The following is a 25,328-nucleotide window of genomic DNA, read 5'->3' on the forward strand; positions in this document are numbered from 1 at the left end:
CCCTGTCAACACCCCATTTCGGTAAAAATTGACCGCGCCCTGGCCGCAGCGCGGTTGTCACATCGTTGGTCGAACCGGGCATGACCTGATCAAAGCCAAAATGGCGCCATGGTGCCACACAAGATAAGGCCAACAGGCGGACAACGTCCCTGCGCCGGAACCGCACGCGACAAGAAAAAAGCGCGCCGCAAGGACTGCGACGCGCTTTTCCTCATGCTGAGAAAAGGCGGCTCAGTCTGCCGCTTCTTCCGCCTTGACCTCTTCGCCGGTCGCCTGATCGACGACCTTCATCGACAGGCGGACCTTGCCACGATCGTCAAAGCCCAGAAGCTTGACCCAGACTTCCTGACCTTCCTTGAGCACATCCGAGGGATGGTTCAGGCGGCGGTTCTCGATCTGGCTGACATGCACCAGCCCGTCGCGCTTGCCGAAGAAGTTCACGAAGGCACCGAAATCGACGATCTTGACGACCGTGCCCTTGTAGACGCCACCCTCTTCGGGCTCCGCCACGATGGACCAGATCATGTCATAGGCTTTCTTGATCGACTCGCCATTGGGCGAGGCGATCTTGATGATGCCCTCGTCGTTGATGTCGACCTTGGCACCCGAGAGCTCGACGATCTCGCGGATCACCTTGCCGCCCGAGCCGATCACTTCGCGGATCTTGTCGGTGGGGATCTGCATGGTCTCGATCCGCGGCGCGTGGACCGAGAAATCATTGGCCCCCGTCAACGCCTTGCTCATCTCGCCCAGGATATGCATCCGGCCCTCGCGCGCCTGCGCCAGGGCCTGCTTCATGATCTCGGGCGTGATGCCCGCAACCTTGATATCCATTTGCAAGGACGTGATGCCCTCCGCCGTGCCCGCCACCTTGAAATCCATGTCGCCGAGGTGATCCTCGTCGCCAAGAATATCCGACAGGATCGCGAACGATCCGTCGTCTTCGAGCACGAGGCCCATGGCCACACCCGCGACCGAGGTCTTGAGCGGCACGCCCGCATCCATCATCGCAAGCGACCCGCCGCAAACAGAGGCCATCGACGAAGAGCCGTTCGATTCCGTGATCTCGGACACCAGACGGATGGTATACGGGAAATCGGTCGCGGGCGGCAGCACCGCCTGAAGCGCGCGCCAGGCAAGCTTGCCATGGCCGATCTCGCGGCGACCCGGAGGGCCGACGCGCCCCGCTTCGCCCACCGAATAGGGGGGGAAGTTGTAATGCAGCAGGAAGTTCGACTTGAAATTCCCGTGCAGCGCATCGACGAACTGCTCGTCATCGCCTGTGCCGAGCGTAGTGACGACCAGCGCCTGCGTCTCGCCACGGGTGAACAGAGCCGAACCATGGGTGCGCGGCAGAAGGCCGGTTTCGCACACGATGTCACGGATCTCATCCAGACGGCGGCCGTCGATGCGGTTGCCGTTCTTGACGACATCGCCGCGCAGCACGGTCGATTCGAGCTTTTTCAGCGCGGCCCCAAGGTTGGCATCCTCAAGCTGTTCCTCGCTCAGTTGCGCCTTGATCGCTTCCTTGGCTGCGGAAATCGCATGGGTGCGCTCCTGCTTGTCGCGGATGGCGAAAGCGGCGCGCATCTGCTCTTCCCCGGCGGCCTTCACGGCAGCGTAAAGCGCGGAATAATCCGGCGGGGTAAAGTCGAACGGCTCTTTCGCGCATTCCTCGGCAAATTCGATGATCAGGTCGCAGACCGGCTTGATCTGCTCATGCGCAAAGGTCACGGCACCCAGCATTTCGTCTTCCGTAAGCTCATAGGCCTCGGATTCGACCATCATCACCGCGTCGCGCGTCGCCGCAACCACCAGATCGAGCCGCTGCTCGGGGTTGTTGCGCAGATCGTGCATGTCGTCGATCTCGGGGTTGAGGATATATTCCCCATCCACAAAGCCCACGCGGCAGGCACCAATCGGCCCCCGGAACGGCGCGCCCGAAATGGTCAGCGCGGCGGAAGTCGCGATCATCGCCACCATATCCGGGTCATTGACCAGATCGTGGCTCAGCACGGTGCACATCACCAGCGTTTCATGCTTGAAGCCGGGCACGAAAAGCGGGCGAATCGGTCGGTCAATCAGCCGCGCGGTCAGCGTTTCCTTTTCGGAAGGACGCGCCTCGCGCTTGAAAAAGCCGCCGGGCACCTTGCCCGCCGCATAGTATTTCTCTTGGTAATGGACCGTCAGCGGAAAGAAATCCAATCCCGGCTTCGGTTCCTTGGCAAAGGTCACGTTGGCCATGACCGAGGTCTCGCCAAGCGTGGCGATCACGGAGCCGTCGGCCTGACGGGCGATCTTGCCGGTTTCCAGCGTGAGCGTCTCTTCGCCCCACTGCATCGTCTTCTTCGTTTCGTTGAACATCATGTATCCTCTTGGAGGCTCTCCCGGGCGTATCCCGGGTCCTCCGTTTCCATGGCGGCCCCATTGCCGCCGACCCCTTTCAACCATACCATGCGCCGGGGCCAGGGCGTCACGTCTCAGATGTGGGGGCCGCATACATGTTTTTTGGCGTTTTGGAAAGAGCGGACAATGCGGGACCGACGGCCGCCGCAAGCAGCGGCGCAAGCGCCGGACGGGCGAAAATTCAGCCGGTCATGCGCCGATGCGATCCGATGAAATTGCGGATGGCTTGTGATGTCCGCGGCGGTTCGTCCAAAGACAAAAGGGGCCGCAAAGGCCCCTTTCCGTCGCGGTGACGGGCTCTGCGCTCAGCGGCGGATGCCGAGACGCTTGATAAGGTCGGTATAGCGTGCCTCTTCCTTGCGCTTCAGGTAATCAAGCAGCTTGCGGCGCTGCGCAACCATCATCAGAAGGCCACGGCGGCCGTGGTTGTCCTTCTTGTGGGTCTTGAAATGCTCGGTGAGCGTGGTGATCCGCGAGGTGAGAATCGCAACCTGAACCTCGGGAGAGCCGGTGTCGCCCTCCTTGGTCGCGAATTCCTTGATGACGCGGGCCTTTTCTTCGACAGTGATCGACATCGGGATCTCCTTTTATCAAAAATGTGGCGGGCACAAGCCGGGATGTCGTCCAGCAAGGTCCGGGTCGCGACGGGTCAAAACCCGAAGGATAGACGCATATAGGAGAGTTGCGCCGGAATGAAAAGCGGGAATCGGCTCTCACAGCCGCGCGATTGTCATCAACTCCGCTTGCGGCACCAACGCGACATGCGCGAGCGTCACGCCGGCCGCATCGGCGATGCGCGCGATCTCCACCCCGTCGAGCAGGAGGCGTTGATCGGCGGGATTGTCCGCATCGGGTTCAAGAGAGATATCCGGCTCGGGCCCGGTTTCGTCATAGAACACCATCAGCATGTCATCGGAGGCGGAGAAATCGAGGATCTCCGCCTGATGGTCCGCCGTCAGCCAATCGCCGAGCAGGACCGTATCCGCGCCGCTGCCGGTTGTGACGATGTCGCCCCGCCCGACAAGGATCACGTCATCGCCGCCGCCGCCATTGAGAAAATCGCGCGCATCGTCGATATCGTCGAACCGCGCGGTCCCGGGATCGTCAACGATGCCGATCACGGTGTCGTTGCCATGCCCGCCAAAGAGCGTGTCCGCCCCCATCCCGCCATGCAGCCAGTCATCGTCAAGCGCGCCATGCAGCGCATCATCCCCGTCGCCACCACGAAGCGTATCATCGCCCGCGCCCCCCACGAGGCTGTCACCGCCTGCGCCGCCCAGGATCACGTCATCGCCGTTATGGCCAAGCAGCCGGTCTTCCCCTGCGTCCCCGTCAAGCCTGTCGCCGCCGTCATCGCCGTGCAGCGTATCCGACCCCTCGCCGCCCCGGATCACGTCATCGCCCGCACCGCCGCGCACCTCATCGGCACCCGCGCCCGCCCCGATCGTGTCATCGCCATCGCGCCCGAAGATCATGTCCGGGGCATCGCTGCCGGTGATTGCGTCGCCCGACGCACCGCCTTCGACAATGACGGAACCTAGTCCGGGCAAGGGCCCATCGTCATTCCCGTCCTCGCCGGCCGTGTCGCCAATGCCCGCAATCACGTCGAGAAGATCAGGCCCGGCGACATCGTCCGCGACACTGTCCCGAGGCTGCGGGTCGCCCGGTTCCTCCTCGCCGATCTCATCGCCGAAACCGACAAAGGCCGTGGCCGAAACGGCCACCAGACCCAGAAGACTGGCGAACAGCAACATGGCATCACCTTGCAAACGACCAAGCCACAGTGCCACGAGTATTCGCACATCGGCAACGACAACCGGAATTTTCAGTTAACGCGTCGGTGCGTCGCGCAGGGCAGGGCGCAAACCACCGATGCCTGTCAGCGCGCCCATTGCCCTCAGCGGTTGAGATGATCGAGCCGCGCGCGCACCGAAAGGCCATGCGCCTCGAGGCTCTCGGCGCGGGCCAATGTCTCGGCGGCGGGGCCGATGGCGGCAAGCGCCTCGGGGGTCATTTTCGCCAGCGTGGTGCGCTTGAGGAAATCGAGCACCGACAGGCCCGAGGAGAACCGCGCCGAGCGTGCCGTGGGCAGCACGTGATTCGGCCCGCCCACGTAATCGCCGATCGCCTCGGGCGTCCATGCGCCCAGAAAGATCGCGCCCGCATGGGTGATCCGCGCCGACAGCGCGTCCGGGTCGGTCACGCAAAGCTCAAGATGTTCGGGGGCGATGCGGTTCGACAGGGTGGCGGCGGTGGCAAGGTCCGGCACGGTGATGATCGCGCCATAATCGCGCCAGCTTGCGCCGGCGATGGCGCGCCGCTCCAGCGTCTCGAGCCGCGCCTCGATGGCGGTGGCCACGTCGCGCGCGAGCGCCGCATCGTCGGTGATGAGAAGAGCCTGCGCGCTTGCGTCATGCTCGGCCTGGCTCAGCATGTCGAGGGCGATCCAGTCGGGATTCTGGCCCTTGTCGGCGATGACTAGTATCTCGGACGGCCCTGCGATCATGTCGATGCCGACGCGGCCGAACACCCGCCGTTTGGCGGCGGCGACATAGGCATTGCCCGGCCCGGTGATCTTGTCCACCGGTGCGATGGTTTCGGTGCCATAGGCCAGCGCCGCGATGGCCTGCGCCCCGCCGATGCGGTAAACCTCGTCCACCCCGGCCAGCCGCGCCGCGAGCAGCACCAGCGGATTGGCCTGACCGTCCGGCGTGGGCACGGTGATGGCCAGGCGTTCGACACCCGCGACCTTGGCCGGGATCGCGTTCATCAGAACCGAAGAGGGGTAAGAGGCCAGCCCACCCGGCACGTATAGCCCCGCCGCCGTGACGGGCGACCAGCGCCAGCCGAGCGTGGCGCCGTTCTCCTCGGTCCAGCTTGCGTCCTGCGGCATCTGGCGCGCGTGATAGGCACGGATGCGGGCCGCGGCCAGATCAAGCGCGTCGCGCTCTGCCTGCGGCACCTGCGCGATGAGCGCGTCAATCTCGGCCTCGGAAAACCGCAGGGTCCCGGGCGTGAGGGTCAACCGGTCGAACGTTTCGGTCAGTTCGATCACCGCCGCATCGCCGCGCGCGCGCACATCGGCGATGATCGCGGCCACGGTCGCGTCCACATCGGGGCTGTCCTCGCGCTTGGCCGAGAGCAGCGCGATGAAACGAGCCTCGAAATCAGGCTGGGACGCGTCAAGGGTAACGGGCATGGACGGCTCCTTTGGACAGGCGGGATAGCCGGGGCGCGGATCAGGCTCAAGCCCTGTCGGTGTTCAGATATCGTGCTGCGGCACCTTGCCCGAGGGCGCGCGGTAAGGGCGGGTCACGTCCTTGAGCGACACCTCGAGCGCCTCGACCGAAAGCCGGATCGCACCATCGCCCGCCAGCGTCAGGATCACGTGGCCCGCACCGTCCCCTGACGGCTCGAAGGCGAGCGACAGCAGCGACAGCACGGTGTCGCTGTCCGAGCGGTCGATCCCCTGGCTGGCCACGCTCAGCACGTTGTCGATCACAAGCAGTGATTGCACACGCTCCGGCCCGTGGCGTTCGCGCGCGGCATCCTCCCAGCGGAACCGATTGATGAGCAGCGCAAAGCGGCGGTCGCGCGCCACCCAGGTCATTTCGGTGATCGGAAAGACCGCGTCCTGTGCAAGGCCCGAGATCACCTGCAAATCGTCGGGGGCGAGCGCGCCCAGATTGAGCGGGGTTTCGCGCCCGTCCTCGAAGGTGGCATCGCGTGTCATTGGCCGCTGATCCTCTCGATTTTCGCGCCGACGGCGCTCAGCTTTTCCTCGACCCGCTCGTAGCCGCGATCAAGGTGGTAGACTCGGTTTACGATGGTCTCGCCCTCCGCCGCCAGCCCCGCAAGGATGAGCGAGACCGAGGCGCGCAGATCGGTGGCCATCACCGGCGCACCCTTGAGATGCGCGACGCCGGTGACGGTGGCGGATCCGCCATGCACCTCGATCCGCGCCCCCATGCGCATGAGTTCGGGGGCGTGCATGAAGCGGTTCTCGAAAATACGCTCCTCAAGCACCGAAACGCCGTCCGCCGTGCTCAGCAACGCCATCATCTGCGCCTGAAGATCGGTGGGAAATCCGGGAAACGGTTCGGTGACCACGTCGACCGCGCGCACCCGGCCATTCCTGCGCGCGACCTTGAGGCCCGTGGCGGTCTCTTCCACCGAGATGCCCGCCGCGTCGAGCCGCTCGCAGAAGGCGGCGACAAGCTCGATCCGCCCGCCGAGGCATTCCACCTCGCCACCGCAGATCGCGGGCGCCAGCATATAGGTGCCAAGCTCGATCCGGTCCGGGACAACCGCATGGGTCGCGCCGCCAAGCCGGTCCACGCCCTGAATGGTGATGGTGGACGTGCCCTCGCCCTCGATCTGCGCGCCCATCTTGCGCAGGCATTGCGCAAGATCGACGATTTCCGGTTCGCGCGCGGCGTTTTTCAGCACGGTCGTGCCCTTGGCCAGGGTGGCCGCCATGAGCGCGTTTTCCGTGGCCCCGACCGAAACGAAGGGGAACTCGACCGTGCCGCCCCTGAGGCCGCCGGGGGCCTTGGCATGAACATAGCCGTCGCGCAGTTCCAGCTCCGCCCCCATCGCCTCGAGCGCCTTGAGATGCAGATCGACCGGGCGCGCGCCGATGGCACAGCCACCGGGCAGCGAGACCACCGCGTGCCCGTCCCGCGCCAGCATCGGCCCCAGCACGAGGATCGAGGCGCGCATCTTGCGGACGATGTCGTAATCGGCGACATGATTGTTCAGATCGTGCGAGGACAGCGCCAGAACCTGCCCGCCCTGCATCTGTGCCACCTCCGCCCCCAGCGACTGCAAAAGCGTGGTCATCGTCTTGATATCCGACAGGCGCGGCGCGTTTGTCAGCGTCAGCGGTTCTTCGCTCAGAAGAGTCGCGGGCATGAGCGTGAGACAGGCATTCTTGGCCCCGGCAATCGGGATCTGCCCGCTGAGCGGGCCATTGCCCGTGACGATGATGGAATCCATGCTGCTCTAGTCCTCGTTCTTGTTCTTTGTAACGGCCCCGTCCTGAGCCGTGCCCCGCGCATGGGCTTGCGCCTTTCGCCGCGCCAGATTGGCCTTTAGCGCGGATTTGAGCCTCTCCTCCCGGAGAGCGGCACTGGCGGCGGGGCGTTTTTCGGGACGTTTTTCGGTCATGAAGCCTCTCTTATAGCAGGGGCGAAATTGCGTCCAGTTACCCCTTGCACGAGGGACGAGAAGCGTCTAATCAGCCCGCCACATACTGTTGCTGTTGCGCAGAGGTGGCGTTTTTCCGAACAAGGACGCATTCCTGATGGCAAGACGGCAACACCTGAAGAGCTTTCCAGAGCACGGTTGGCCCGGGGCATCGCCCCGAGTGGAGTTCTGGAATGGGTTAGGCTGTGGTAGCTCAGTGGTAGAGCACTCCCTTGGTAAGGGAGAGGTCGAGAGTTCAATCCTCTCTCACAGCACCATTCTCCCGAAGTAAGTCAAGCGGTTGGGCAAAACGTCCGAAATCTCCGGCCTGTTACCCCGCACCACCCCAACACGCCCGGCCAGATGCAGAACCGCCCCCCGGAATCGTGGGGTAGCAAGCAATCGGCCAAATTTGCGACCTCTACGACCCAACCGAGTGCCCGAACCATTTCAGGGCTGCCGGATCTGTCTCAAGCGAGCTGAAAAGGTCAGGTGCCTTCAAGCAGGGGACTTTCGTCGGGTATACGCGCGCTGCACTGCTTGATGACCGCAGGCGCATAGGCCCCGCGCTTTGACGTGGCCAGTCCAGCCGAAACAAGCGCCTCGGCCATGCCGACGGCGCAGGCGATCCCGTCGATCACCGGAATGGTGAACTCGGCGGACAGATCCTGCATGAGGTCCGCCATGCCGGCACAGCCAAGCACGATTGCCTCGGCCTTGTCCTGCGCAATGGCCGCCGCGATCTCGGATCGAATCTGATCAAGGCTGGCCGGGTCGCCCTCCTCGAGCTTCAGGACGGGAATATCGGTTGCTCGGACACTGGCGCACTTCGCATCCAGCCCGTAGCGCCGCAGATTGTCCGAAATGCCCGCCACCGACCGGCTGAGCGTCGTGACCACCGAAAAGCGATGCGCGAGCATGGCCGCCGCGTGATAGCCCGCCTCACCGATCCCGATCACCGGCACATCGAAGAGGCAACGCAGCGCGTCCAGCCCGGTATCGTCGAAACAGGCGATGACGACCGCATCGACATCCGGGTGTCGCCGCGCCTCCTCGATCAGGCCGGGCAGGCAGGCCGCGACATCGTAGAAGCCCTCGATGCTCGGCGGGCCGGAGCGCGAGTTGGTGGCGATCACCTGCGTGTCGGGACGCGCCACCCGGCGCGCGGCAAGCTCGGCCTTGCGGGTCATCGAGACGGTCGTGTTCGGGTTGATCAGTAACAGTTTCATGCCGCCCCCTAGACGTCGCCGCCAAGATAGGCGGCCTTGATCCGGTCATCGTGCAGCAACTCGCGCGAGTTGCCTTCGATCACCACCTTGCCGGTGCTGAGCGCATAGGCCCGGGTCGAGATCGACAGCGCCATGCGCGAGTTCTGTTCGACCAGCAGCACCGATACCCCCTCGTCGCGGTTGATCGCCACGATCGAGCGGGCGATATCCTGCACCAGCTTTGGCGCGATCCCGAGCGACGGCTCGTCAAGCAGCAGGAGGCGCGGCCGCGCCATCAGGGCGCGCCCGATCACCATCATCTGCTGCTCACCGCCCGACAGCGTGCCGGCCGATTGCTTGTAGCGTTCCCTGAGCCGCGGAAAGCGAGCAAGAACGCTGTCGAGCGTGTCCTGAATGTCCGCATCCCTGCCCCGCGTGAACGCCCCCATCATGAGATTGTCGCGCACGCTCATATAAGGAAAGACACGGCGCCCCTCGGGGACCATGGCGATGCCACGCGCGACGATATCGGCAGGGTTGGTGCCATCAATGCGCTCACCCTCGAAATGGACGCTGCCCGAGCGGGGCCGCGCCAGCCCGGTGATCGCGCGCAGAATCGACGATTTTCCTGCCCCGTTTGCCCCGATCAGCGCGACCGTCTCACCCTTTTCAAGGTCGATGGAGACACCCTTGAGCGCATAGACATGATCGTAATAAAGCTCGACATCGCGGAATTCCAGCATCTTGCCCATGGCTCAGATCCCTATCTCGTCATCGGCACTGCCCAGATAGGCCTCGATCACGCGCTCGTTGTTGCGGATCTCCTCGGGCGTGCCCTCGGCGATCTTTTCGCCGAAATTGAGCACGACGATCCGGTCGGAGATCTTCATCACGGCGGGCATGTCATGCTCGACCAGAAGCACGGTCACGCCGCGTTCGTCGCGCACCTTGCGCACCAGATCGACCATTTTCATGGTCTCGTCGTGGTTCATTCCGGCAAAAGGCTCGTCCAGAAGCAGAACCCTCGGATCGGTCGCAAGACCGATGGCGATGCCGAGCGCGCGCAGGTTGCCCTGCGGCAGGTTCGACGCCTGCTCATCGGCAATCGCGCGCATCCCGAGAAAGTCGATCAAGTCATCGGCATAGTTGCCAAAGCTCTCGACATCCTCGCGCGCGCGGCGCGTGCCCCAGAAATACCCGGCCAGAGACGCCCGCGCGCGCAGGTGCTGCGCCACGATGACGCTTTCGCGCACCGTCATCGACTTGAAGATCGTTGTCTCCTGAAAGGTGCGCACAATGCCCATGCGCGCCACGATATGCGGGCTGAGGTTCGAGATCCGCTCGCCGTTGTAAAGCACCTCGCCGCTCGTGGTGGGCAGAAAGGACGAGATCATCTTGAACAGGGTCGACTTGCCCGCGCCATTGGGGCCGATCACCGACAGGATTTCGTTCTCGTGCACGTCGAAGGAGATGTCGTTATTGGCCGTCAGCCCGCCGAATTTCTTGGTGACGTGTCGCAGTTCGAGAAGCGCGCTCATTTGCCCGACCCTCCCCGTTTCGGCAGACGCAGGCTCAAAAGCCCGTTGGGCAGAACGAGGATCAGCACGATCAGCAGACTGGAATAGATCAGCATCTGGTATTTGCCGAACTCGAACAGCAGATCCCACCCGAAATAGAGCACCAATGTCCCCAGCATCGGCCCGAACACATAGCCCAGACCGCCGAGAAAGCAGTTGAGCATGAAGTTGACGCTATCGGCGACCTGAAAGCTGGACGGGTAGACCGATTGCGCGATGGAGCCGAACATCGCCCCGCCGATGCCGCCGAAAAAGGACGAAATGGCAAAAATCACGATCCGGATATAGGCGATGTTGACGCCGATGGAGCTGGCCAGTTCCTCGTTTTGCTGCATCGACCGGCACAGATGGCCCAGCCGCGAATTGACCAGCCGATACATCGCCGCGAAAGTCAGCACCATCAGCACGGCGGTGGTGTAGTAGAACGCCTGCCGCGGACTCTCGAGGTCCGCGAAATCGGGGATGAGCGTGATCCCCAGAACCGACAACTCCCCCGGCAGCGGGATCGAGGTGATGCCCTTGGCCCCGTTGGTGATTGGCAGCGCCAGAGCGGTCAGCGTGACGACCTGCGTCAGAACAAGGGTGATCATGGCAAAGTAAACCCCCCGAAGCCGCAGGATCGGCAGACCGATCAACACCGCGCAAAAGGCGGCGAAAAGCCCCGCAATCGGCAGTGACAGCCAAAAGGACATCCCCGCCTTGGTCACCAGGATAGCCGAGACATAGGCCCCGATCAGCGCAAAGGCACCCTGTCCGATATTGATCCGACCGATATAGAAGGTCAGCCACACCCCCGCGCTTGCGATGGCCAACAGGCCGACCGAGGTCAACGTGAAGAACAGGTCGTTGCGCCCCATGGCGGCGATGGTCATGGGCACGGCGACGAACACCAGGGCCAGAAACACCGACAGACCGACCCATTCGGTTTTCGACAGGTTCAGCATCCCCTCACCCCCACGGCTTGCCCATCAGCCCTTGCGGGCGGAAGGCCAGGAAGATCATCAGCGACACGAAGATCATCAGATAGGTAATGTCGCCATATTGCGAGAGCACGGCCAGGCCGATCGCCTCGAGAAAGCCGAGGATGATGCCGCCCGCGATAGCGCCCGAAATGACGCCCGCGCCGCCGATCATCACCATCATGAAGGCCTTTATCGAGGTTGGCCCCCCCATCCCGAGATTGACCCCGGTGATGGTGACCAGAAGCCCGCCGACCAGCCCCGCGAGCATCGCGCCCAGGGCAAAGCCGATCATCGAATACCGCTCGACATTGACACCCATCAACTGCGCCGCCGTGCGGTCCTGAGCCAGCGCGCGCAGGGCGCGCCCGGTTCTGGAATGCTGCATGAAAAGGATGAATCCGACAATCGACAGGATCGCCAGACCGCAGATCAGGATGCGGTCATAGGGCATGATCAGGCGGAAATCCCAGTTGAACACGCCATCAACGATCTTGGGCACGCCGCGCTGTTTTTCGCCGAAAACAAGCAGGATCACCGCATCGAACAGGAACGCGAGCCCTGCGGCCAGAAGCATCGTGCTTTCTTCGCGCGAGGATCGTCGGATCACCGGCCCGAAGAGGAATTTCTCGATCAACGCGCCCAGAACGAACAGCGTGACGCAAGACATCAGCAGCCCCACGACAAACGGAAAGCCAAGCTGCCCGTAGAACGTGTAAGTGACAAAACCGCCGAGAACATACATTTGCCCATGGGCAAAATTGAGGACGTTCATCAGCGCGAAGATAAGCGTAAGCCCGAGGGCGATCATCGCGTATTGCGCGCCCAGATAGACCCCGTTCGCAAGAATTTGTTCCATGCCGTCCCCGCCGGTTTGTCAGTGTCCGCTCCGGGCCATGGCGCGGCCCGGAGATGAGCATGTCTGCGGCCGGGCATGACACCCGACCGGGAGGGCGCGCGCCGCTCAGTCGACCTCGGCGACGAACAGCGTCTCGAACCCGCCATCGCGGTAGACGTTGACGACCAGCGGCACCGCCACCTGACGCTTTTGCCCGAAGGACGTCATGCCGACGTAACGCAGCTTTGCATCGCCCACCATGTAGGGGTTGGGGGCCTCGAACGTGTCCATTGTCGCCTTGAACGCCTCGACATCACCAATCCCGGCCGGGTTGGCCTTGAGCGTCTCGAGGATGTATTCGAGCGCATAGACCTTGGTGTTGGACTCGTCGTTGTATTCGCCGAACATATCGGTATAGCGCGTCACGAAGTCGCGCATCATGTCCGAGGCAAGTTCGGGCGTGGAGGCTCCGCCGACCGAGATGAAACCGTTGGCCAGCTCGCCCGCACCCTCTTGCAACACCTGCGCATCCTGCGCGGTTTCGGTCGAGATGATCCTCTGGAAGCCCAGTTCGCGCGCTGAGCGGATCAGTTGCGGCGCATTGGCGGGCGATACGCCCGACAGCACCAGCAGATCCGGCCGCGTCCGCATCACCGGCGTCAGCACCGGGGTGAAATCGGTCGTGTCCACCTGATAGGTCACGCTGTCCGAAACCACTTCAAGACCGAGTTCTTTCGCGGCGGCCACACCGCCGTCACGCTGGCTGAGGGGGTCGGATTCGTTGGCCGCGATGAACGCCACCGTTTTCACGCCCTCGTTTTCCATCAGGTATTTGTAGATCGCGGGCCCGGACTGGTAATTGGCCACCATGCCCAGGACGGCGTTCGAGGCGGGGGGCGTGTATAGCTCCTTGGGAAAGGCATAGGGGAAATAGATGATGCCATTGGCCTCGGCCACCGGACGCACGGCGGCGGCACCGTCATCCACGTTCGGCCCGACCACGTAGTGAATGCCCTCCTGCGCCATCTTTTCCATGCCCGCGATCGCGCGCTTGGGGTCTTTCTGATCGTCAAACGACACGATTTCGATGTCATAGGTGGTGTCGCCGATGGTATAGCCGCCGGTCTCGTTGATCCAGGCGGCGCGCGTCTCCATCGAGCGCTGGTTGGAAATGCCCCAGGCCGCCGCCGGGCCGCTCGTGACCCCGACAAAGCCGATCTTGAGCGTCGGATTCTCGGCCAGCGCGCCGGTGCTCGTCAGCGCCGAGAGCGCAACCGCCGCCATGGTGGATTTCAATATCGTTCTGCGTTTCATGACTTTCTCCTCTGTTGAGCGTGACCCGATCGCCTCTGTGCCGGGGTTCACAAACCTATTCTTCGGTGCAGGCTGGTAACAGGGAAGTATTGTTAACAATACATGTCAACAAAAATATCGCGCGGACAACACAATCGAGAGGCTCCGTGTTGACCTCTTGCGCGGTTGGTGTCTTTTTTAGGCACATGCGTAACTCTGCCAGCGGGGGTCCAGAGCTTTGAGCGTGCGGCACATTCGGGATGCGGATTCTTCGCTTGACGACGAACACAGGATCGTTGACCGGATCTACAGCGCGGTGATGCAGCAGGCCCTCGCGCCCAGAACCAAGCTGAGCGAGGCCACCATCTGCGAGAGTTTCGGTGTCGGGCGGATGCGCGCCCGCCGAGCGCTTTTGCTGCTGGCGAGCCAGGGCATTGTCGAATTGCGCTCGAACCGCGGGGCCTTTGTGGCGAGCCCGGACCAAAGGGATGCCGACGAGATTTTCGAGGCCCGCATCCATATCGAGCCAAGCCTGACAGCCCAGGTGGCACAGCGCTACGACGCGGCGGGCCTGAGGACATTGCGCGATCATGTCGCCAAGGAAAAAAGCGCGCGAGCCTCCGAGAACAGGCAGGAAATCATCCGTCTGTCGGGAGAGTTTCATGTTCTCATCGCAACCGTGTCCGGCAATGGCTTTCTCACCCGCACCCTGCGCGAACTGGTGACGCGGACATCGCTTATCGTGGCGATGTTCGGATCGGGGCCGGCATCATGCTGCCGCGAGGACGAGCATGAAACGATCCTCGACGCCATCGAGGCGCGCGATGCCTCTCGCGCGTCAGACCTCGCAAGGGCGCATCTCGAGACGATCCGACGCAATCTGGACTTCACCAAGACCCCTGACTCCGGCTCCGATCTGGTCAGCGTTCTGCGGTCACCATCCTTCTCCGGTTCGGTCACAAGCCAGACGGCCGCGCCGAAGGAATTGAAGAATTTCGCCAACGGGTCGTGATCGAAATCGCGCTGGCGGGCACACGTGCCAATGCGCGCAAGCGTGAGACCGAACGTTGTTTGCGGCCTGTGTCGGTCTCTCAATATGGCCGAAAGGAGCTTCTGGCGATGACGGATGGCTTTTGCGAAAGCAAGCAAGGCTGGCGCGCGCTGCTGCTCGATCTCTAGCGCCTCAAGTTGATTTACTGATTTTTGATTTGTTTTTTGGTACCGCCTCCCTGGCTTGAACAGGGGACCTCTGGATCCACAATCCAGCGCTCTAACCAACTGAGCTAAGGCGGCACTGGAGGGCGATTTAACTTTACCGCTCTGTGATTGCAAGCCCGTTCTGACGCCTGCGGCCCTTGTCAGCCATGGACAAACCCGCTAGCAAACTTCGCAGATCGAGGAGGCGGCCATGGGCATCAATACCGAGCGCGACATCGAGGCCAATCTTCAGATCGGACCGACGGATCAGGGCATGGTGCGGCTGTTCATCGAGGCGCAAGGCCTCGAGATACCCATGGATTTCGACCCGGAAGAGGCCGAGGAGATCGCCGAGGAACTGCGTGCCGCCGCGGCTGCGGCGCGGCGCAAGGGGTCATAGGCCGGGATCGCTCAGGCGCTGAACCCGGCGCGCGGCGTCGCGGGCAAAGCGCCGGATGAGGGCTGTGCGGCGCGCCGGTGCCAGCCGCGTCCCGGGAGCCATGCGCAGGATTTCGGCATCGTAATCGTCGGCGATGATGAGGCCGGTGCCTTCCGGCAGAAGGTCGGTAGGGAAATCCGCATCCACCGCCCAGAAATACCGGTCACACCAGTCAAGATAGCCCTGCCACTTGCCATCGCCGAGGTAATCGGCGCGGCTCGATTTGCATTCCACCACCCAGATCTCTCCCTTGGGCCCAAGCGCCATGACATCGACACGCCGCCCGCGTTCGGGAACGAATTCCTCCAGTGCCGCGAAATCGAGGCTGGAGAGGTGCCGACAGACGCCGCGCGCAAGGCGCTGACCGGGCAGGCGGGGGCGGAGGGGGTGTGCCATGGTGAAATTATGAACAGAACACGAACGTGCGCAACCCCTTGTCGTGGGACCTGCAAACGCCTACTTCTGCGATGTGACGGGTGCTGCTCTTCTCGACAACGGTTGCATTCCAGTGGCCTTAAGCAATTCCGAGGGAGTTGGCTCTGTCCGGATCCTGGTCCGGTTACCCGACGCCCACCTGTATATACAGGTCCTCGGGAATGAGAACACCGAACGGCTGCGGCGGGCCCGTCACACCCTCCGGCAACACCATGAAAAACGCGGGATTACTGCCCGCGCCACGGCGTCCGGTTGCGGGCCTCCACCCGCACGGGGATGGTCGCATACTCGCGCCGCATCACGCGCTGACGGTGGCCGCCGCGCGGCTCGTCATCGTCATCATCCTTCATCCGCATCACGGCAATGGCGAATTGCACCCCGGCAAAGACGATACCGTTGGCCAGCCAGAGGATCAGCACGGCCAGCACGCCCTTGTCCGAATGGGTCACGAGATGCCAGAGATTGGCGATGTTGAACCACAGGAGCATGGCCACAAAGACGCCCGCGAGGCCAAAGCCGATGGCAACCTGCGTGATGTAGAGGCGAATGAGCTTGGGCATGGCGGACCTCCGTTACTCCGCACATAAGCCTAAGACGTTAAGAATGAATTACAAGCGTTGAAATGCGGATGTGACCCGGACAGCGGCCCTCCGCTCAGCGGCAATAGGGCCCGCCCCGGTGCCGCGCGGTATCGAAATGAAAGTGATCGCGGTGGTGACGGTCCGATTCGGGGCCGAGCACCGTGCCGAACGGCCCGCAGGCATCGCGATGCAAGCGTCTGAGAATGCGCCCCTTCTGCCCCCGGTCCCAATCCTCGAGCACCGAGATTTCCGAACCATCGCGCAGTTGCAGCGCGGCGATGTCGATGGCGCGGCCCTTGCCGTGTTCGGAGATGCGCGCGCCGCTTTGGTGGTTGCGGGTGCGGCAGACGTAATGCGCCGGCACGCGCAGGCCCACAAGCCCGCCCCCCATGCGCCCCACCTCCGGCTGCGCGCTCTCGCGCACCCATTGGCCGAGGCTGCGCGCGGTCGGGCAATCGAGCGTGGCAGGCTGGCTGAGGCGCACACCATGCACCGCTTCGAGGCGCACCGCGCGCTCGACCCCGCAGCCCGGGACCTGATCGGGGACAAGGCCCGAGACCGTGCCCGAGAGACCCGGCACGCCGCACAATTCTCCTGCGCGGCTCACCTCAGTGTCACCGCGCCCGCAAGAGGTGGCCATGAGGGCGAGGGCGAGGGCAAGCGCGGACCTCATGCCTTTTTCGCCCGCCCGAAATCGGGCGCGTCCACGTCCTGACCAGCCTCGATGATGCCGCGACGGATCGCGCGGGTGCGGGTGAAATAGGCGTGCAGGTGATCGCCGTCGCCGGTACGGATGGCGCGTTGCAGCGCGAAAAGCTCTTCGGTGAAGCGGCCCAGAATCTCCAAAGTCGCCTGACGGTTGTTGAGAAACACGTCGCGCCACATGGTCGGGTCCGAGGCCGCGATGCGGGTGAAATCGCGGAAACCGGCGGCGGAATACTTGATCACCTCGCTGTCGGTCACGCGGCGCAGATCGTCGGCCACGCCCACCATGGTATAGGCGATGAGATGCGGCGCATGAGAGGTCACCGCCAGCACCAGATCGTGATGCTCGGCATCCATCTCGTCGGTATGGCTTCCCAGCGCCTGCCAGAACGCCTCCAGCCGCTCGACGGCGGCGCGGTCGCTGCCCTCCTGCGGCACGATGAGACACCAGCGGTTGTCGAAAAGCTCGGCAAAGCCCGCGCGTGGCCCGGAATGCTCGGTCCCCGCCAGCGGATGCGCGGGGACGAAATGCACGGTGTCGGGCAGATGCGGCGCCACCGCCTCGATCACCGCTTTCTTGACCGAGCCGACATCGCTGACCGTGGCCCCCGGTTTCAGCACCGGGCCGATTTCGGCAGCGACCGCGCCCATGGCCCCCACCGGCACGCAGAGCACCACAAGATCCGCGCCCGTCGCGGCCTCGGCGGCGCTGTCGCAGACGCGGTCACAGAGGCCGATCTCACGCGCGATTGCACGGGTCTCTGCGGTGCGGGCATAGCCCGTGATCTCGCCAGCGACACCCGCGCGGCGCATCGCATGGGCCATGGACGAGGCAATGAGCCCCAGCCCGATCAACGCGACCCGTTCATAAAGGACACTCATCGCGCGCCTGCCTTGAATTGCCCAACGGCATGGGCGACGCGGCGGCAGGCAGGCTCGTCGCCCACGGTGATGCGCAGGCAGTTGGGCAGTTTGTAGCCCGCCACGCGCCGCACGATCAGCCCCTCGGCGCGCAGGTAGGCGTCGCAGGCTTCGGCCTCCTCGCGGTTGCCAAACCGGGCCAGGATGAAATTCGCGGTCGATGTGTCGGAGGGCACGCCATGCTCGGCCAGCGCTTCGGCCAGCCAGGCGCGCAGGCGGGTGTTCTCCTCGCGGCATTTCTCGGCCCAGGCGGTATCGCGTATCGCCGCCTCGGCGGTGGCAAGCGCCGCGCTCGAGAGGTTGAACGGCCCGCGCACCCGGTTGAGCACATCGACGACATGCCCCGGCCCGTAGCCCCAGCCGACGCGCAGCCCGCCCAGCCCGTAAAGCTTGGAAAAGGTGCGCGTCATCACCACGTTCTCGCGCGCCTCGACCAGCGCTGCGCCGCCATCATAGCCCTCGACATATTCGGCATAGGCCCCGTCGATCACCAGAAGCGCGCGGTCGGGCAGCCCCTCGGCCAGACGGCGCAATTCTGCCTCGCCGATCATCGTTCCGGTGGGGTTGTTGGGATTGGCGACAAAGATCAGTCGCGTGGCCTCGGTGCAGGCGGAAAGGATCGCGTTCACATCGGTCACGCGCTCGCGTTCGGGCACCTCGACCGGGGTTGCGCCATTGGCCAGCGCGCTGATGCGATACATGGCAAAGCCATGCTCGGTATGGATCACCTCATCGCCGGGACCGGCATAGCACTGGCAGAGAAAGGCAATGATCTCGTCGCTGCCCACACCGCAGACGATACGCGCGGGATCAAGCCCGTGAACCTCGGCGATGGCCGCGCGTAGCGAAGCGTGATCGGTGGACGGGTATCGGTGCAGATCGAACGCCGCGCGGCGGAACGCCTCCTTGGCGGCCTCGGAGGGGCCGAACGGGTTTTCGTTGGAGCTGAGCTTGACCACATTGGCCACACCCTCCACATGCGAGGCACCGCCCTCGTAAAGGGCGATGTCGAGGATGCCGGGTTGCGGCGCGATCTGGGTCATGGCAGGTCTCTCCTTGGCCGTTCCCGTATCTAGCCTCGGGCGCGGGGCAAGGAAAGATTGAAACTGCCACCAAAGGGGCCCTGTGGCCCTCGGGTCTCATGCCGACGGTAGACCACCGCTTTCGGGGGGATGACGGTGCGCCGGTGGCCAAGCGCACGTCAATCGCGGCGCGCGATCAGGCGGTCTTGAGGCTGCGCAGCAACTCGAACAACTGCGCGCGCCGCCGGGCCTGCCGGGCCGCGCGGTGATAGGGCAGGGCGGGGGCCGCCTCGTTGCTGTGTTTCACCACGGATTTGAGCCACCGCTGTTTCATCTGCCTTGTCCTTTTGCTCGATTGCCGCCTTGGGCATTGTTTCGGTTAAGGCAACGATGCTCCCGGTTTGAGGCCGTGATTTGACAAAACCGGGATAATATCGGGCAGAGTAAGACTTTCTTTCGCCGCAATCCAAGCGGGTCACACGGCAAAGCCCGCCTCGCGCATGAGCCGGTTCGAGGCGGTCTCCACCTCCTCCTCCAGCCGCGCGAGAAACACGTGCTTCTCAAGACCGGGGGCGATCTCGGGCAGGTATTCGATCACCGCTACCCCCGGCTTGCGGTAGATGCCGCGCTTGGGCCAGAACACGCCCACATTGGTCGCAACCGGGTGGCAGGTCTGCCCCAGTTGCTCATAGAGAACGGCGGTGCCGATCTTGTAGGGGCGCACATCTCCCGGCGCCACCCGCGTTCCCTGGGCGAAAATGATGAGCTGACCGGGCCGCGCCAGCCCGCGCGCGACGTCGGCCACCATCTTCTTGATCGCCGCGCCGCGCTTGCCCCGGTCCACCGGCACACAGCCGATGCGCAACCCGTATTGGCCAACGATGGGTGCCCAAATCAATTCGCGCTTCATGATGAACTTGCCGGAGGGCAGGCTGCCGAAGATCATCAGGATGTCGAGAAAGCTCTGATGCTTGGCAGCGACCAGCACCGCGCCCGAGGGCGGCGTGCCGCGCACCTCGGTCTTCAAGCCCACCATCCAGCCGGCGGTCCAGCACACCCAGCGGCAATAGCTCTTGCACGCCGCCAGGGCACCGCGCGGGCTGAGCAGGGCCCAGGGTAGAAAGCCAATGCCGATCACCCCCAGCATGACATACATCTGGCAAACGAAAAGCAGCGAGCGCACCCATTGCACGACATATCTCATGGCATTTCCTCCAATGTGCGGCGCGCGGCGGTCAGCGTCGCCCCAAAGGCCACCAGCCCCGCGAGCGGCGGAATGACGAAGGGCCAGAGCCAGTGCCAGCCCTGAAAGCCGAGGCCCGTCAGAAACCCGCCCTCGACCTGCGCCGCAGGCAGCGCCAGAATCGCCAGACAGCCCAGAACCGTGCCGATCGCCGCCCCCGCCAGCCCGCGCGCGGCAAAGCGGCGCACGAAGGCGCGCGCGATATAGCCGTCCTGCGCCCCCACCAGCCGCAACACGCTGATTACCTGCGCATTGGCGGCAAGGGCGGCCTGCGCCGCCAGCGTGATCATCGCCGCCGTCGCCGCCGCAATGAGGCCAAGCGCGACCAGCCCAAGCAGCCGCAGCCGCCCCGCCGCCCGCGCCAGCGGCTCGCGCCAGCGGGTGTGATCGTCAAGCACGGCACCCGGCACCTCGGCCGCCAGCCGCAGCCGCAGGCCCTGCGCGTCGAACCCCGCGCCGGTCTCGATCACCTCGATCAGGCGGGGAATGGGCAGTTGATCGAGCGGCAGGCCCGGGCCGAACCACGGCTCCAGCAGCGCCGCCTGCTCGATATCCGAAAGCGCGCGGGCGCGCGCCACGCCGGTCGTCGTCTCGAGCACCCGCAACGCCGCGGCGGTCTGCGCGGCCATCTGCGCCTCCGGGGCCGAGATGCGCACGGTCGCGGTGCGCGCAAGCTCGTTGCCCCAGCGATCCGCAAGCCGCCCCGTCGCCAACGACAGCGCCAGCGCGAAGACCGCGAGAAACGCCATCGCCCCCGCGCTGAAGAGCGTGAGCCAGGCCGTGAACCCGGTGGGTGGCACGACCCGGTCGGCCTGCGCGTCCCCCGCAAGCATCCCCCGCACCGCGTTCATGTCGAGCCTCAAAGGTCCGCCCCCGCGAATTGCAACCGCCGCGACGCGATCCGCAGCACCCGCGTCTGCACATGCGCCTTGGCCGCGCGGATGAGCGCCAGATCATGCGTGGCGATAAGGATGGTCTTGCCCATGCGGTTCAGTTCGATCAGCAGGCGCAGCAGGCGCTGCGACATCTCCCAGTCCACGTTGCCGGTGGGCTCGTCCGCCAGCACCACATCGGGCGACATGATCACCGCGCGCGCCAGCGCCGCGCGCTGACGTTCTCCACCCGACAGTTCCGGCGGCAGGGCCTGCGCGCGCTCCTTGAGACCGACCCAGCCCACCAGTTCGCGCAGGTTCGGCTCCTCGGCCAACAGGTCGCGCCCCGAAACCGACAGCGGCAGCGCGATATTGTCCGCGACGCTCAGATGATCCAGAAACTGGCAATCCTGATGCACCACCCCGATGCGGCGGCGCGCCATGGCCACGTCGTCGCGTGTCATCTCGCGCCGGTCCTGCGCAAACAGGCGCACCGTGCCGGCACTTGGCACCAACGCGCCGTAGCACAGCTTCAGCAGCGTCGTCTTGCCCGACCCGGACGGCCCGGTAAGGAAATGGAACGAGCCGGGCGCAAGCGAGAGCGACACATCGCCAAGCAACTCTCCCCCGCCATAGGAATAGGCCACAGATTCAAGCTCGATCACCGCACCGCCCCTTGTGTCCAGCAGCCCCCTTCATGCCCCAGAGGCCACACATGTGCAATCACTGCACGCGTGATTCGCTTTGTCCTTTTCCATGAGCGGTGAAGCGCTTATGGTCCTTAACAACGAGCACAACCCAAGAAGCGGAACAGGCGGCAGGGGGTGAAATGAGGCTGACATGTCCGAATTGCGGGGCACAATACGAGGTGCCCGACGCGGTCATCCCTGTGTCGGGCCGCGATGTGCAATGCTCGAACTGCGGCAATACGTGGTTTCAGCATCATGCCGACCATGCCCCGGACGACACGGAACCGGAGCCAGGGGCGGTTGCGCCAGAGCGTGAACCGGAGCCAGAGCCGGTCCCCGAGGCCGTGCCTGTATCCCCGCCGGAAGCGGCCCCCGAACCGCCGCGACAGCCGGGGCCGCCCCCCGCCGCGCAACGCCGCATCGACCCCGAGATTGCCGAAATCCTGCGCGAAGAGGCCGAGCGCGAGCGCGCCGCGCGCGCGTCCGAGGCAGGCGACCGGCTTGAGACCCAGCCCGATCTCGGGCTTGACGCCCCCGCCTCCGACGAACGCAGCCAACAGGCCCGCTCGCGCATGGAGCGGCTGCGCGGCGGCGCGACCCGGCCAGAGCCCCCTCCCGAGGACACCACGCCCGAAGAGATCGACCCGCCCTCGCGGCGCAACCTTTTCCCCGATATCGACGAAATCAATTCCTCGCTCTCGGCGCACGAAGACAATGGTGCCGTCGTGCGCCCCCCCATCCTGCCCGAAGAGGCGCTGCCCACGCCTCGCAAGAGCGGCTTTCGCACCGGCTTTCGCCTCGCGGTGATCACCTGCGTGGTCGCGCTCATTGTCTATCTCATGGCCCCGACCATCACCGCCATGGCACCGGGTCTGGAACGCCCGGTTGCGCAATATGTCGCTGCGGTGGATGCTCTGCGGGGGTTGCTGTCACAGGCGGTCGCAGGGATCATCGGGCGGGGGTAGCGTCTGACTGATCTTCCGCATCGCCCCATTCCGGGCTGCGTGTCGGTCCAACCGGTCCCACGCCGGAACTGACCGTCCAGAGCGTGTCGCGTTCATTCGAATTCACACGACACACTCTAACTTATTGATTTCGCATGTTCGAGAAGCTCAAAACCGGTTCCCGCTTTTGAGCAACATGCTCTAGAACCGCTCCAGCAGCCGCTTGAGATACTCAAGCTCCACATCCGGGCGCGCGCCCTCGCCCGAGCGGCGGCGGATCTCATCAAGCAGGTCGCGCGCGCGGCGATAGACGTCGTCACCTTGCAGCAGGTTGTCCTGCGTGCCCGCGTTGCGGCCCTGCCCGCGCTCGCGGCCCAGCGGATCGGCCTGCGCCATGCCCGGCTGACCGCGCTCGCTGCCCGGACCGCCCGGCTGGCCCTGCTGCGCCATCGCCTCGCCCATGTTGCGCATCCCCTCGCGCAGCGCCTCCATGGCGTCGGCCTGCTCGCCCAGCGCGCCCGCCAGATCGTCGTTGCGCAGCGCCTCTTCGGCCCCTTCCATCGACCGCTCGGCACGTTCCAGCGCGTCGCGTGCGGCCTGTCCGGCCTCGCCGCCCAGTTGCGGCAACCCGCCGCGCTGACGCTCCAGCTCGCGGCGCAGCGCCTCCTGCCGCTCCGCAAGCGATCCGGCCTCATTGCCCTCGGCCTGATCCTGACCCTGCCCGCCGGGTTGCGCGCCGCCTTCACCGCCGCCCTGACCCTGCTGACCGTCATGGCTCTGGCCGCGCCCGTCGCCGCCCGACCGGCCCTCATTGCCCTGCGACTGACCGCGCTGCGCATTGGGGTTGAACTGTTCCTGAAGATCGCGGAACGCCTGATCCGACAGGCCCTGCTGCTCGCGCAGCGTCTCGGCCAGACCCTCCATCGCCTGCTGGCCCTCCGACTGGCCCTGGCCTTGGGTGACCTGCATGTTCTCCATCATGCGCTGGAATTCCTCCAGCGCCTGCTGCGCCTCGGCAAAGCGGCCCTGTTCCATCAATTCCTGGATGCGGTCCATCATGTCCTGCAGATCCTGTTGGTTCATCTGCATCATGTTCTCGGCGCTTTGCTGGCTGCCGCCCTCCTCGTCCTCGCGCTGTGCCTCGGCCATCTTCTGGCGCAGATAGTCCTGCGTCGCGTCGCGCAGATCCTGCATCAGGCGCGCGATTTCCTCAGGCGTGGCACCGTTCTTCATCGCTTCGCTCAGCCGCTCCTGCGCCGCGCGCATCCGCTCCAGCGCGTCGCCGATATCGCCATCCTCCAGAAGCAGCGCCAGATCCCACAGCGCCTGCGCGATCTCGTCACGCCCCGCCTCATCCAGCCCTTCGACCGCCTTCGCCTCCAGTTGCCGCAGAATCACCCGCAGCCGCAAATAGGCTTTCTCGGAGCGAAACAGCCCCTCGCGCGGCTTGTAGGACACCGCCCGCAGCACCTGCGCCACGCGCGCGGCGTTGTCGCGGGTCCACAAAAGGTCGCGCCGCTGTTCGATCACCGCCGCCGCCAAAGGGTTGAAAAAGCGCCGCGCGGGGAGGGCCATGTCCACCGGGTCGGAAAGCCCGTCCTGCCCCGCAGCATCCGTGACCCGCAGCCGCAGCGTGACCGGCAGATGCGCCCAAGGGTGTTCCGAAAGGTTCTCGATCAGCGTCTCGGTGAAGTCCGCGCGGTTGCCGGTCAGCGGCAGCGGCAGATCGAGCGTGATCGCCTCGCGCGGCTCGGGGTCCGCCGCCAGACCATGCCGACGCTCGAGCCGGTCCATGTCGAGCGCGAAAACCGCCGCGCCCCCGGTCACGCCGTAATCGTCGCGCGCCTCGAAGGGCTGGCTCATCTGACCGTCAAAGGTCGTCTTGGCCTCGCCCTCGATGATCGCCACCTCGGGGGCGGTGTCGGGCACCGCCGTCACCCGCCAGCCGCGCCCGCCCGGACCGGCAATCGTGATCTCCCCGTCGCGCGCGATGGTCAGGCTCTGCTCGGGTGCCTCCGGCGTGGCAACAGGCTCGCCCGAAACCGTCTCTTCCAGCCGCAGCGCCCCCACCTCGCCGTAGAAACGCAGCGTGACCCGGCTGCCTGCCGGAGCCTGTAGCGTCTCACCCTGATCAGCCAGGTAAAGGCTCGGCAGGCCGGTATGGACGGGCGGCTCGATCCAGCCTTCCCATGCCGGACCAGAGGCCAGCGCCGCGCCCGTGCCCGCCCCCGGCACGATCTGTGCCACGGTGCCCGCGCGCCAGACCGACCCAAAGACCAACCCCGTCACCAGCGCCAGAAGCGCCACGTATCGCATCCCGTAAGGGTCGCGCCGCGCCAGCCGCAGATCGGGAGAGACGGCGCGCGCGTCTTGCGCCCGAGCGGCCATGCGCGCCTGATGCGCGCGCCAGAGCGCGGCAGAGGCGGCATCGCCCGCCCCCACCGCCTGCACATCGCCCAGCGCCGCCAGGGGCCGCCCCGGCATCACCGCATCGACCCTCGCCAGCGCCTCGGCGTGCGCGGGCCACTGAAAGCGCCGCCAGCCCCGAACGCCAAAGATCATCGCCGCCAGCGCGATGACGCCCGCCGCCGCCTGTGCCACCGCCAGCGGCACCAATTCGTGCAGGCCCAGCAAGACCGCCGCCGCCCCAGCCGCCAGCACGCTCCACAAAGGCCAGAAGGCGCGCACCAGCCGCTCGGCAAGCAGTCCCGCCCAGGTCAGCCACAGAACCCGGCGCAACCGCGCCAGAATCGGGGTCAGAAGCTCGCCTTGCTCGGTCATCGCGTCACCGCTCCTATCCGGCCCTTGACGC

The 25,328-nt window shown here is 65.0% G+C and carries 26 protein-coding genes, 2 tRNA genes and 1 pseudogene; 4 read left to right on the plus strand and 25 right to left on the minus strand.

All coding sequences use genetic code 11. From position 1 onward, the window contains the following. Positions 1-231: 231 nt before the first annotated feature. The 7 genes from pnp to ACSSV8_RS10220 form a co-directional block, all read right to left on the minus strand. Positions 232-2,364, minus strand: coding sequence for a polyribonucleotide nucleotidyltransferase (gene pnp / locus ACSSV8_RS10190; protein ID WP_454282367.1), 2,133 nt, complete (start codon positions 2,362-2,364; stop codon positions 232-234). 347 nt (positions 2,365-2,711) lie between these two features. Then, positions 2,712-2,981, minus strand: a complete 270-nt coding sequence (gene rpsO, locus ACSSV8_RS10195) for a 30S ribosomal protein S15 (protein WP_354538684.1) — start codon at positions 2,979-2,981, stop codon at positions 2,712-2,714. A gap of 138 nt (positions 2,982-3,119) precedes the next feature. After that, complete coding sequence (locus ACSSV8_RS10200) at positions 3,120-4,160, minus strand: calcium-binding protein (protein WP_454282368.1); 1,041 nt, start codon at positions 4,158-4,160, stop codon at positions 3,120-3,122. A 143-nt stretch (positions 4,161-4,303) separates the two neighbouring features. Continuing rightward, a complete protein-coding gene (gene hisD, locus ACSSV8_RS10205) occupies positions 4,304-5,605 on the minus strand; it encodes a histidinol dehydrogenase (RefSeq protein WP_454282369.1) in 1,302 nt (433 codons plus the stop codon). 63 nt (positions 5,606-5,668) lie between these two features. Further along, a complete protein-coding gene (locus ACSSV8_RS10210) occupies positions 5,669-6,139 on the minus strand; it encodes a DUF2948 family protein (RefSeq protein WP_454282370.1) in 471 nt (156 codons plus the stop codon). After that, positions 6,136-7,404, minus strand: coding sequence for a UDP-N-acetylglucosamine 1-carboxyvinyltransferase (gene murA, locus ACSSV8_RS10215; RefSeq protein ID WP_354538688.1), 1,269 nt, complete (start codon positions 7,402-7,404; stop codon positions 6,136-6,138). Before murA ends, ACSSV8_RS10210 begins: the two co-directional genes overlap by 4 nt. A gap of 6 nt (positions 7,405-7,410) precedes the next feature. After that, positions 7,411-7,575, minus strand: a complete 165-nt coding sequence (locus tag ACSSV8_RS10220) for a hypothetical protein (RefSeq protein WP_354538689.1) — start codon at positions 7,573-7,575, stop codon at positions 7,411-7,413. A 221-nt stretch (positions 7,576-7,796) separates the two neighbouring features. Here ACSSV8_RS10220 and ACSSV8_RS10225 point away from each other — a divergent pair. Next, a tRNA-Thr gene (locus ACSSV8_RS10225) sits at positions 7,797-7,871 on the plus strand. Between the two features lie 210 nt (positions 7,872-8,081). Here ACSSV8_RS10225 and ACSSV8_RS10230 read toward each other — a convergent pair. The 6 genes from ACSSV8_RS10230 to ACSSV8_RS10255 form a co-directional block, all read right to left on the minus strand. Then, positions 8,082-8,822 carry an aspartate/glutamate racemase family protein gene (locus tag ACSSV8_RS10230; protein ID WP_354538690.1) on the minus strand — a complete coding sequence of 247 codons (741 nt, stop codon included), beginning with the start codon at positions 8,820-8,822 and terminating at the stop codon, positions 8,082-8,084. An 8-nt stretch (positions 8,823-8,830) separates the two neighbouring features. Next, the gene (locus ACSSV8_RS10235) at positions 8,831-9,553 is read right to left on the minus strand and encodes an ABC transporter ATP-binding protein (protein WP_354538691.1); all 723 of its coding nucleotides are present in this window, start codon (positions 9,551-9,553) and stop codon (positions 8,831-8,833) included. A gap of 3 nt (positions 9,554-9,556) precedes the next feature. Then, positions 9,557-10,339 (minus strand): ABC transporter ATP-binding protein, encoded by a 783-nt coding sequence (locus ACSSV8_RS10240; protein ID WP_354538692.1) that lies wholly within the window; start codon positions 10,337-10,339, stop codon positions 9,557-9,559. Continuing rightward, complete coding sequence (locus ACSSV8_RS10245; protein WP_354538693.1) at positions 10,336-11,322, minus strand: branched-chain amino acid ABC transporter permease; 987 nt, start codon at positions 11,320-11,322, stop codon at positions 10,336-10,338. The genes ACSSV8_RS10240 and ACSSV8_RS10245 overlap by 4 nt, the downstream gene beginning before the upstream one ends. A gap of 4 nt (positions 11,323-11,326) precedes the next feature. After that, positions 11,327-12,196: a branched-chain amino acid ABC transporter permease gene (locus ACSSV8_RS10250; RefSeq protein WP_354538694.1), complete on the minus strand. Its 870-nt coding sequence runs from the start codon at positions 12,194-12,196 to the stop codon at positions 11,327-11,329. Positions 12,197-12,301: 105 nt separating this feature from the next. Next, positions 12,302-13,489, minus strand: coding sequence for an ABC transporter substrate-binding protein (locus tag ACSSV8_RS10255; protein ID WP_454282371.1), 1,188 nt, complete (start codon positions 13,487-13,489; stop codon positions 12,302-12,304). A gap of 223 nt (positions 13,490-13,712) precedes the next feature. Between ACSSV8_RS10255 and ACSSV8_RS10260 the strand changes: the two genes are divergently transcribed. Next, positions 13,713-14,480, plus strand: a complete 768-nt coding sequence (locus tag ACSSV8_RS10260) for a GntR family transcriptional regulator (RefSeq protein ID WP_354538696.1) — start codon at positions 13,713-13,715, stop codon at positions 14,478-14,480. On the opposite strand, the pseudogene ACSSV8_RS10265 reads toward ACSSV8_RS10260, so the two are convergent. Together ACSSV8_RS10265 and ACSSV8_RS10270 are read right to left on the minus strand one after the other, a co-directional pair. Beyond that, positions 14,450-14,617 (minus strand): annotated as a pseudogene (locus ACSSV8_RS10265) (hypothetical protein); the annotation flags it as partial. The gene ACSSV8_RS10260 and the pseudogene ACSSV8_RS10265 overlap by 31 nt on opposite strands. Before the next feature lie 67 nt (positions 14,618-14,684). Continuing rightward, positions 14,685-14,761, minus strand: a tRNA-His gene (locus ACSSV8_RS10270). A 115-nt stretch (positions 14,762-14,876) separates the two neighbouring features. Between ACSSV8_RS10270 and ACSSV8_RS10275 the strand changes: the two genes are divergently transcribed. Beyond that, positions 14,877-15,065 (plus strand): DUF6324 family protein, encoded by a 189-nt coding sequence (locus ACSSV8_RS10275; protein ID WP_354538697.1) that lies wholly within the window; start codon positions 14,877-14,879, stop codon positions 15,063-15,065. Here ACSSV8_RS10275 and ACSSV8_RS10280 read toward each other — a convergent pair. The 9 genes from ACSSV8_RS10280 to ACSSV8_RS10320 all read right to left on the minus strand — a co-directional run bounded on the left by ACSSV8_RS10280 (position 15,060) and on the right by ACSSV8_RS10320 (position 21,548). Then, a complete protein-coding gene (locus tag ACSSV8_RS10280; protein WP_454282372.1) occupies positions 15,060-15,500 on the minus strand; it encodes an MmcB family DNA repair protein in 441 nt (146 codons plus the stop codon). The two genes, ACSSV8_RS10275 and ACSSV8_RS10280, sit on opposite strands and share 6 nt — an antisense overlap. 266 nt (positions 15,501-15,766) lie before the next feature. Further along, positions 15,767-16,099, minus strand: coding sequence for a hypothetical protein (locus ACSSV8_RS10285; RefSeq protein ID WP_354538699.1), 333 nt, complete (start codon positions 16,097-16,099; stop codon positions 15,767-15,769). Positions 16,100-16,193: 94 nt separating this feature from the next. Continuing rightward, on the minus strand, positions 16,194-16,793 hold the full coding sequence (locus tag ACSSV8_RS10290) for an extensin-like domain-containing protein (protein WP_354538700.1): 600 nt from the start codon (positions 16,791-16,793) through the stop codon (positions 16,194-16,196). Then, positions 16,790-17,707 (minus strand): prephenate/arogenate dehydrogenase family protein, encoded by a 918-nt coding sequence (locus tag ACSSV8_RS10295; RefSeq protein ID WP_454282373.1) that lies wholly within the window; start codon positions 17,705-17,707, stop codon positions 16,790-16,792. Before ACSSV8_RS10295 ends, ACSSV8_RS10290 begins: the two co-directional genes overlap by 4 nt. Then, positions 17,704-18,789, minus strand: a complete 1,086-nt coding sequence (gene hisC, locus ACSSV8_RS10300; protein WP_454282374.1) for a histidinol-phosphate transaminase — start codon at positions 18,787-18,789, stop codon at positions 17,704-17,706. The genes ACSSV8_RS10295 and hisC overlap by 4 nt, the downstream gene beginning before the upstream one ends. Before the next feature lie 175 nt (positions 18,790-18,964). Continuing rightward, the gene (locus ACSSV8_RS10305) at positions 18,965-19,102 is read right to left on the minus strand and encodes a hypothetical protein (RefSeq protein WP_354538703.1); all 138 of its coding nucleotides are present in this window, start codon (positions 19,100-19,102) and stop codon (positions 18,965-18,967) included. A gap of 141 nt (positions 19,103-19,243) precedes the next feature. Continuing rightward, the gene (locus ACSSV8_RS10310) at positions 19,244-19,972 is read right to left on the minus strand and encodes a lysophospholipid acyltransferase family protein (RefSeq protein WP_454282375.1); all 729 of its coding nucleotides are present in this window, start codon (positions 19,970-19,972) and stop codon (positions 19,244-19,246) included. Then, on the minus strand, positions 19,969-20,862 hold the full coding sequence (locus ACSSV8_RS10315; protein ID WP_454282376.1) for a cell division protein FtsX: 894 nt from the start codon (positions 20,860-20,862) through the stop codon (positions 19,969-19,971). The genes ACSSV8_RS10310 and ACSSV8_RS10315 overlap by 4 nt, the downstream gene beginning before the upstream one ends. A gap of 8 nt (positions 20,863-20,870) precedes the next feature. Continuing rightward, positions 20,871-21,548 (minus strand): cell division ATP-binding protein FtsE, encoded by a 678-nt coding sequence (locus ACSSV8_RS10320; RefSeq protein ID WP_454282377.1) that lies wholly within the window; start codon positions 21,546-21,548, stop codon positions 20,871-20,873. A gap of 164 nt (positions 21,549-21,712) precedes the next feature. Here ACSSV8_RS10320 and ACSSV8_RS10325 point away from each other — a divergent pair, with 164 nt between their 5' ends. Further along, positions 21,713-22,537 carry a zinc-ribbon domain-containing protein gene (locus ACSSV8_RS10325; protein WP_454282378.1) on the plus strand — a complete coding sequence of 275 codons (825 nt, stop codon included), beginning with the start codon at positions 21,713-21,715 and terminating at the stop codon, positions 22,535-22,537. Positions 22,538-22,717: 180 nt separating this feature from the next. On the opposite strand, the gene ACSSV8_RS10330 is transcribed toward ACSSV8_RS10325, so the two are convergent. After that, a complete protein-coding gene (locus ACSSV8_RS10330; protein WP_454282379.1) occupies positions 22,718-25,297 on the minus strand; it encodes a TIGR02302 family protein in 2,580 nt (859 codons plus the stop codon). Positions 25,298-25,328: the final 31 nt, after the last annotated feature.

Source organism: Roseovarius sp. MBR-79, assembly GCF_053628555.1.

Coding starts and splice junctions, on each gene's coding strand:
- pnp (WP_454282367.1), bottom strand. CDS start 2,364: ATGTTCAACGAAACGAAGAAGACGATGCAGTGGGGCGAAGAGACGCTC.
- rpsO (WP_354538684.1), bottom strand. CDS start 2,981: ATGTCGATCACTGTCGAAGAAAAGGCCCGCGTCATCAAGGAATTCGCG.
- ACSSV8_RS10200 (WP_454282368.1), bottom strand. CDS start 4,160: ATGTTGCTGTTCGCCAGTCTTCTGGGTCTGGTGGCCGTTTCGGCCACG.
- hisD (WP_454282369.1), bottom strand. CDS start 5,605: ATGCCCGTTACCCTTGACGCGTCCCAGCCTGATTTCGAGGCTCGTTTC.
- ACSSV8_RS10210 (WP_454282370.1), bottom strand. CDS start 6,139: ATGACACGCGATGCCACCTTCGAGGACGGGCGCGAAACCCCGCTCAAT.
- murA (WP_354538688.1), bottom strand. CDS start 7,404: ATGGATTCCATCATCGTCACGGGCAATGGCCCGCTCAGCGGGCAGATC.
- ACSSV8_RS10220 (WP_354538689.1), bottom strand. CDS start 7,575: ATGACCGAAAAACGTCCCGAAAAACGCCCCGCCGCCAGTGCCGCTCTC.
- ACSSV8_RS10230 (WP_354538690.1), bottom strand. CDS start 8,822: ATGAAACTGTTACTGATCAACCCGAACACGACCGTCTCGATGACCCGC.
- ACSSV8_RS10235 (WP_354538691.1), bottom strand. CDS start 9,553: ATGGGCAAGATGCTGGAATTCCGCGATGTCGAGCTTTATTACGATCAT.
- ACSSV8_RS10240 (WP_354538692.1), bottom strand. CDS start 10,339: ATGAGCGCGCTTCTCGAACTGCGACACGTCACCAAGAAATTCGGCGGG.
- ACSSV8_RS10245 (WP_354538693.1), bottom strand. CDS start 11,322: ATGCTGAACCTGTCGAAAACCGAATGGGTCGGTCTGTCGGTGTTTCTG.
- ACSSV8_RS10250 (WP_354538694.1), bottom strand. CDS start 12,196: ATGGAACAAATTCTTGCGAACGGGGTCTATCTGGGCGCGCAATACGCG.
- ACSSV8_RS10255 (WP_454282371.1), bottom strand. CDS start 13,489: ATGAAACGCAGAACGATATTGAAATCCACCATGGCGGCGGTTGCGCTC.
- ACSSV8_RS10275 (WP_354538697.1), top strand. CDS start 14,877: ATGGGCATCAATACCGAGCGCGACATCGAGGCCAATCTTCAGATCGGA.
- ACSSV8_RS10280 (WP_454282372.1), bottom strand. CDS start 15,500: ATGGCACACCCCCTCCGCCCCCGCCTGCCCGGTCAGCGCCTTGCGCGC.
- ACSSV8_RS10285 (WP_354538699.1), bottom strand. CDS start 16,099: ATGCCCAAGCTCATTCGCCTCTACATCACGCAGGTTGCCATCGGCTTT.
- ACSSV8_RS10290 (WP_354538700.1), bottom strand. CDS start 16,793: ATGAGGTCCGCGCTTGCCCTCGCCCTCGCCCTCATGGCCACCTCTTGC.
- ACSSV8_RS10295 (WP_454282373.1), bottom strand. CDS start 17,707: ATGAGTGTCCTTTATGAACGGGTCGCGTTGATCGGGCTGGGGCTCATT.
- hisC (WP_454282374.1), bottom strand. CDS start 18,789: ATGACCCAGATCGCGCCGCAACCCGGCATCCTCGACATCGCCCTTTAC.
- ACSSV8_RS10305 (WP_354538703.1), bottom strand. CDS start 19,102: ATGAAACAGCGGTGGCTCAAATCCGTGGTGAAACACAGCAACGAGGCG.
- ACSSV8_RS10310 (WP_454282375.1), bottom strand. CDS start 19,972: ATGAGATATGTCGTGCAATGGGTGCGCTCGCTGCTTTTCGTTTGCCAG.
- ACSSV8_RS10315 (WP_454282376.1), bottom strand. CDS start 20,862: ATGAACGCGGTGCGGGGGATGCTTGCGGGGGACGCGCAGGCCGACCGG.
- ACSSV8_RS10325 (WP_454282378.1), top strand. CDS start 21,713: ATGAGGCTGACATGTCCGAATTGCGGGGCACAATACGAGGTGCCCGAC.
- ACSSV8_RS10330 (WP_454282379.1), bottom strand. CDS start 25,297: ATGACCGAGCAAGGCGAGCTTCTGACCCCGATTCTGGCGCGGTTGCGC.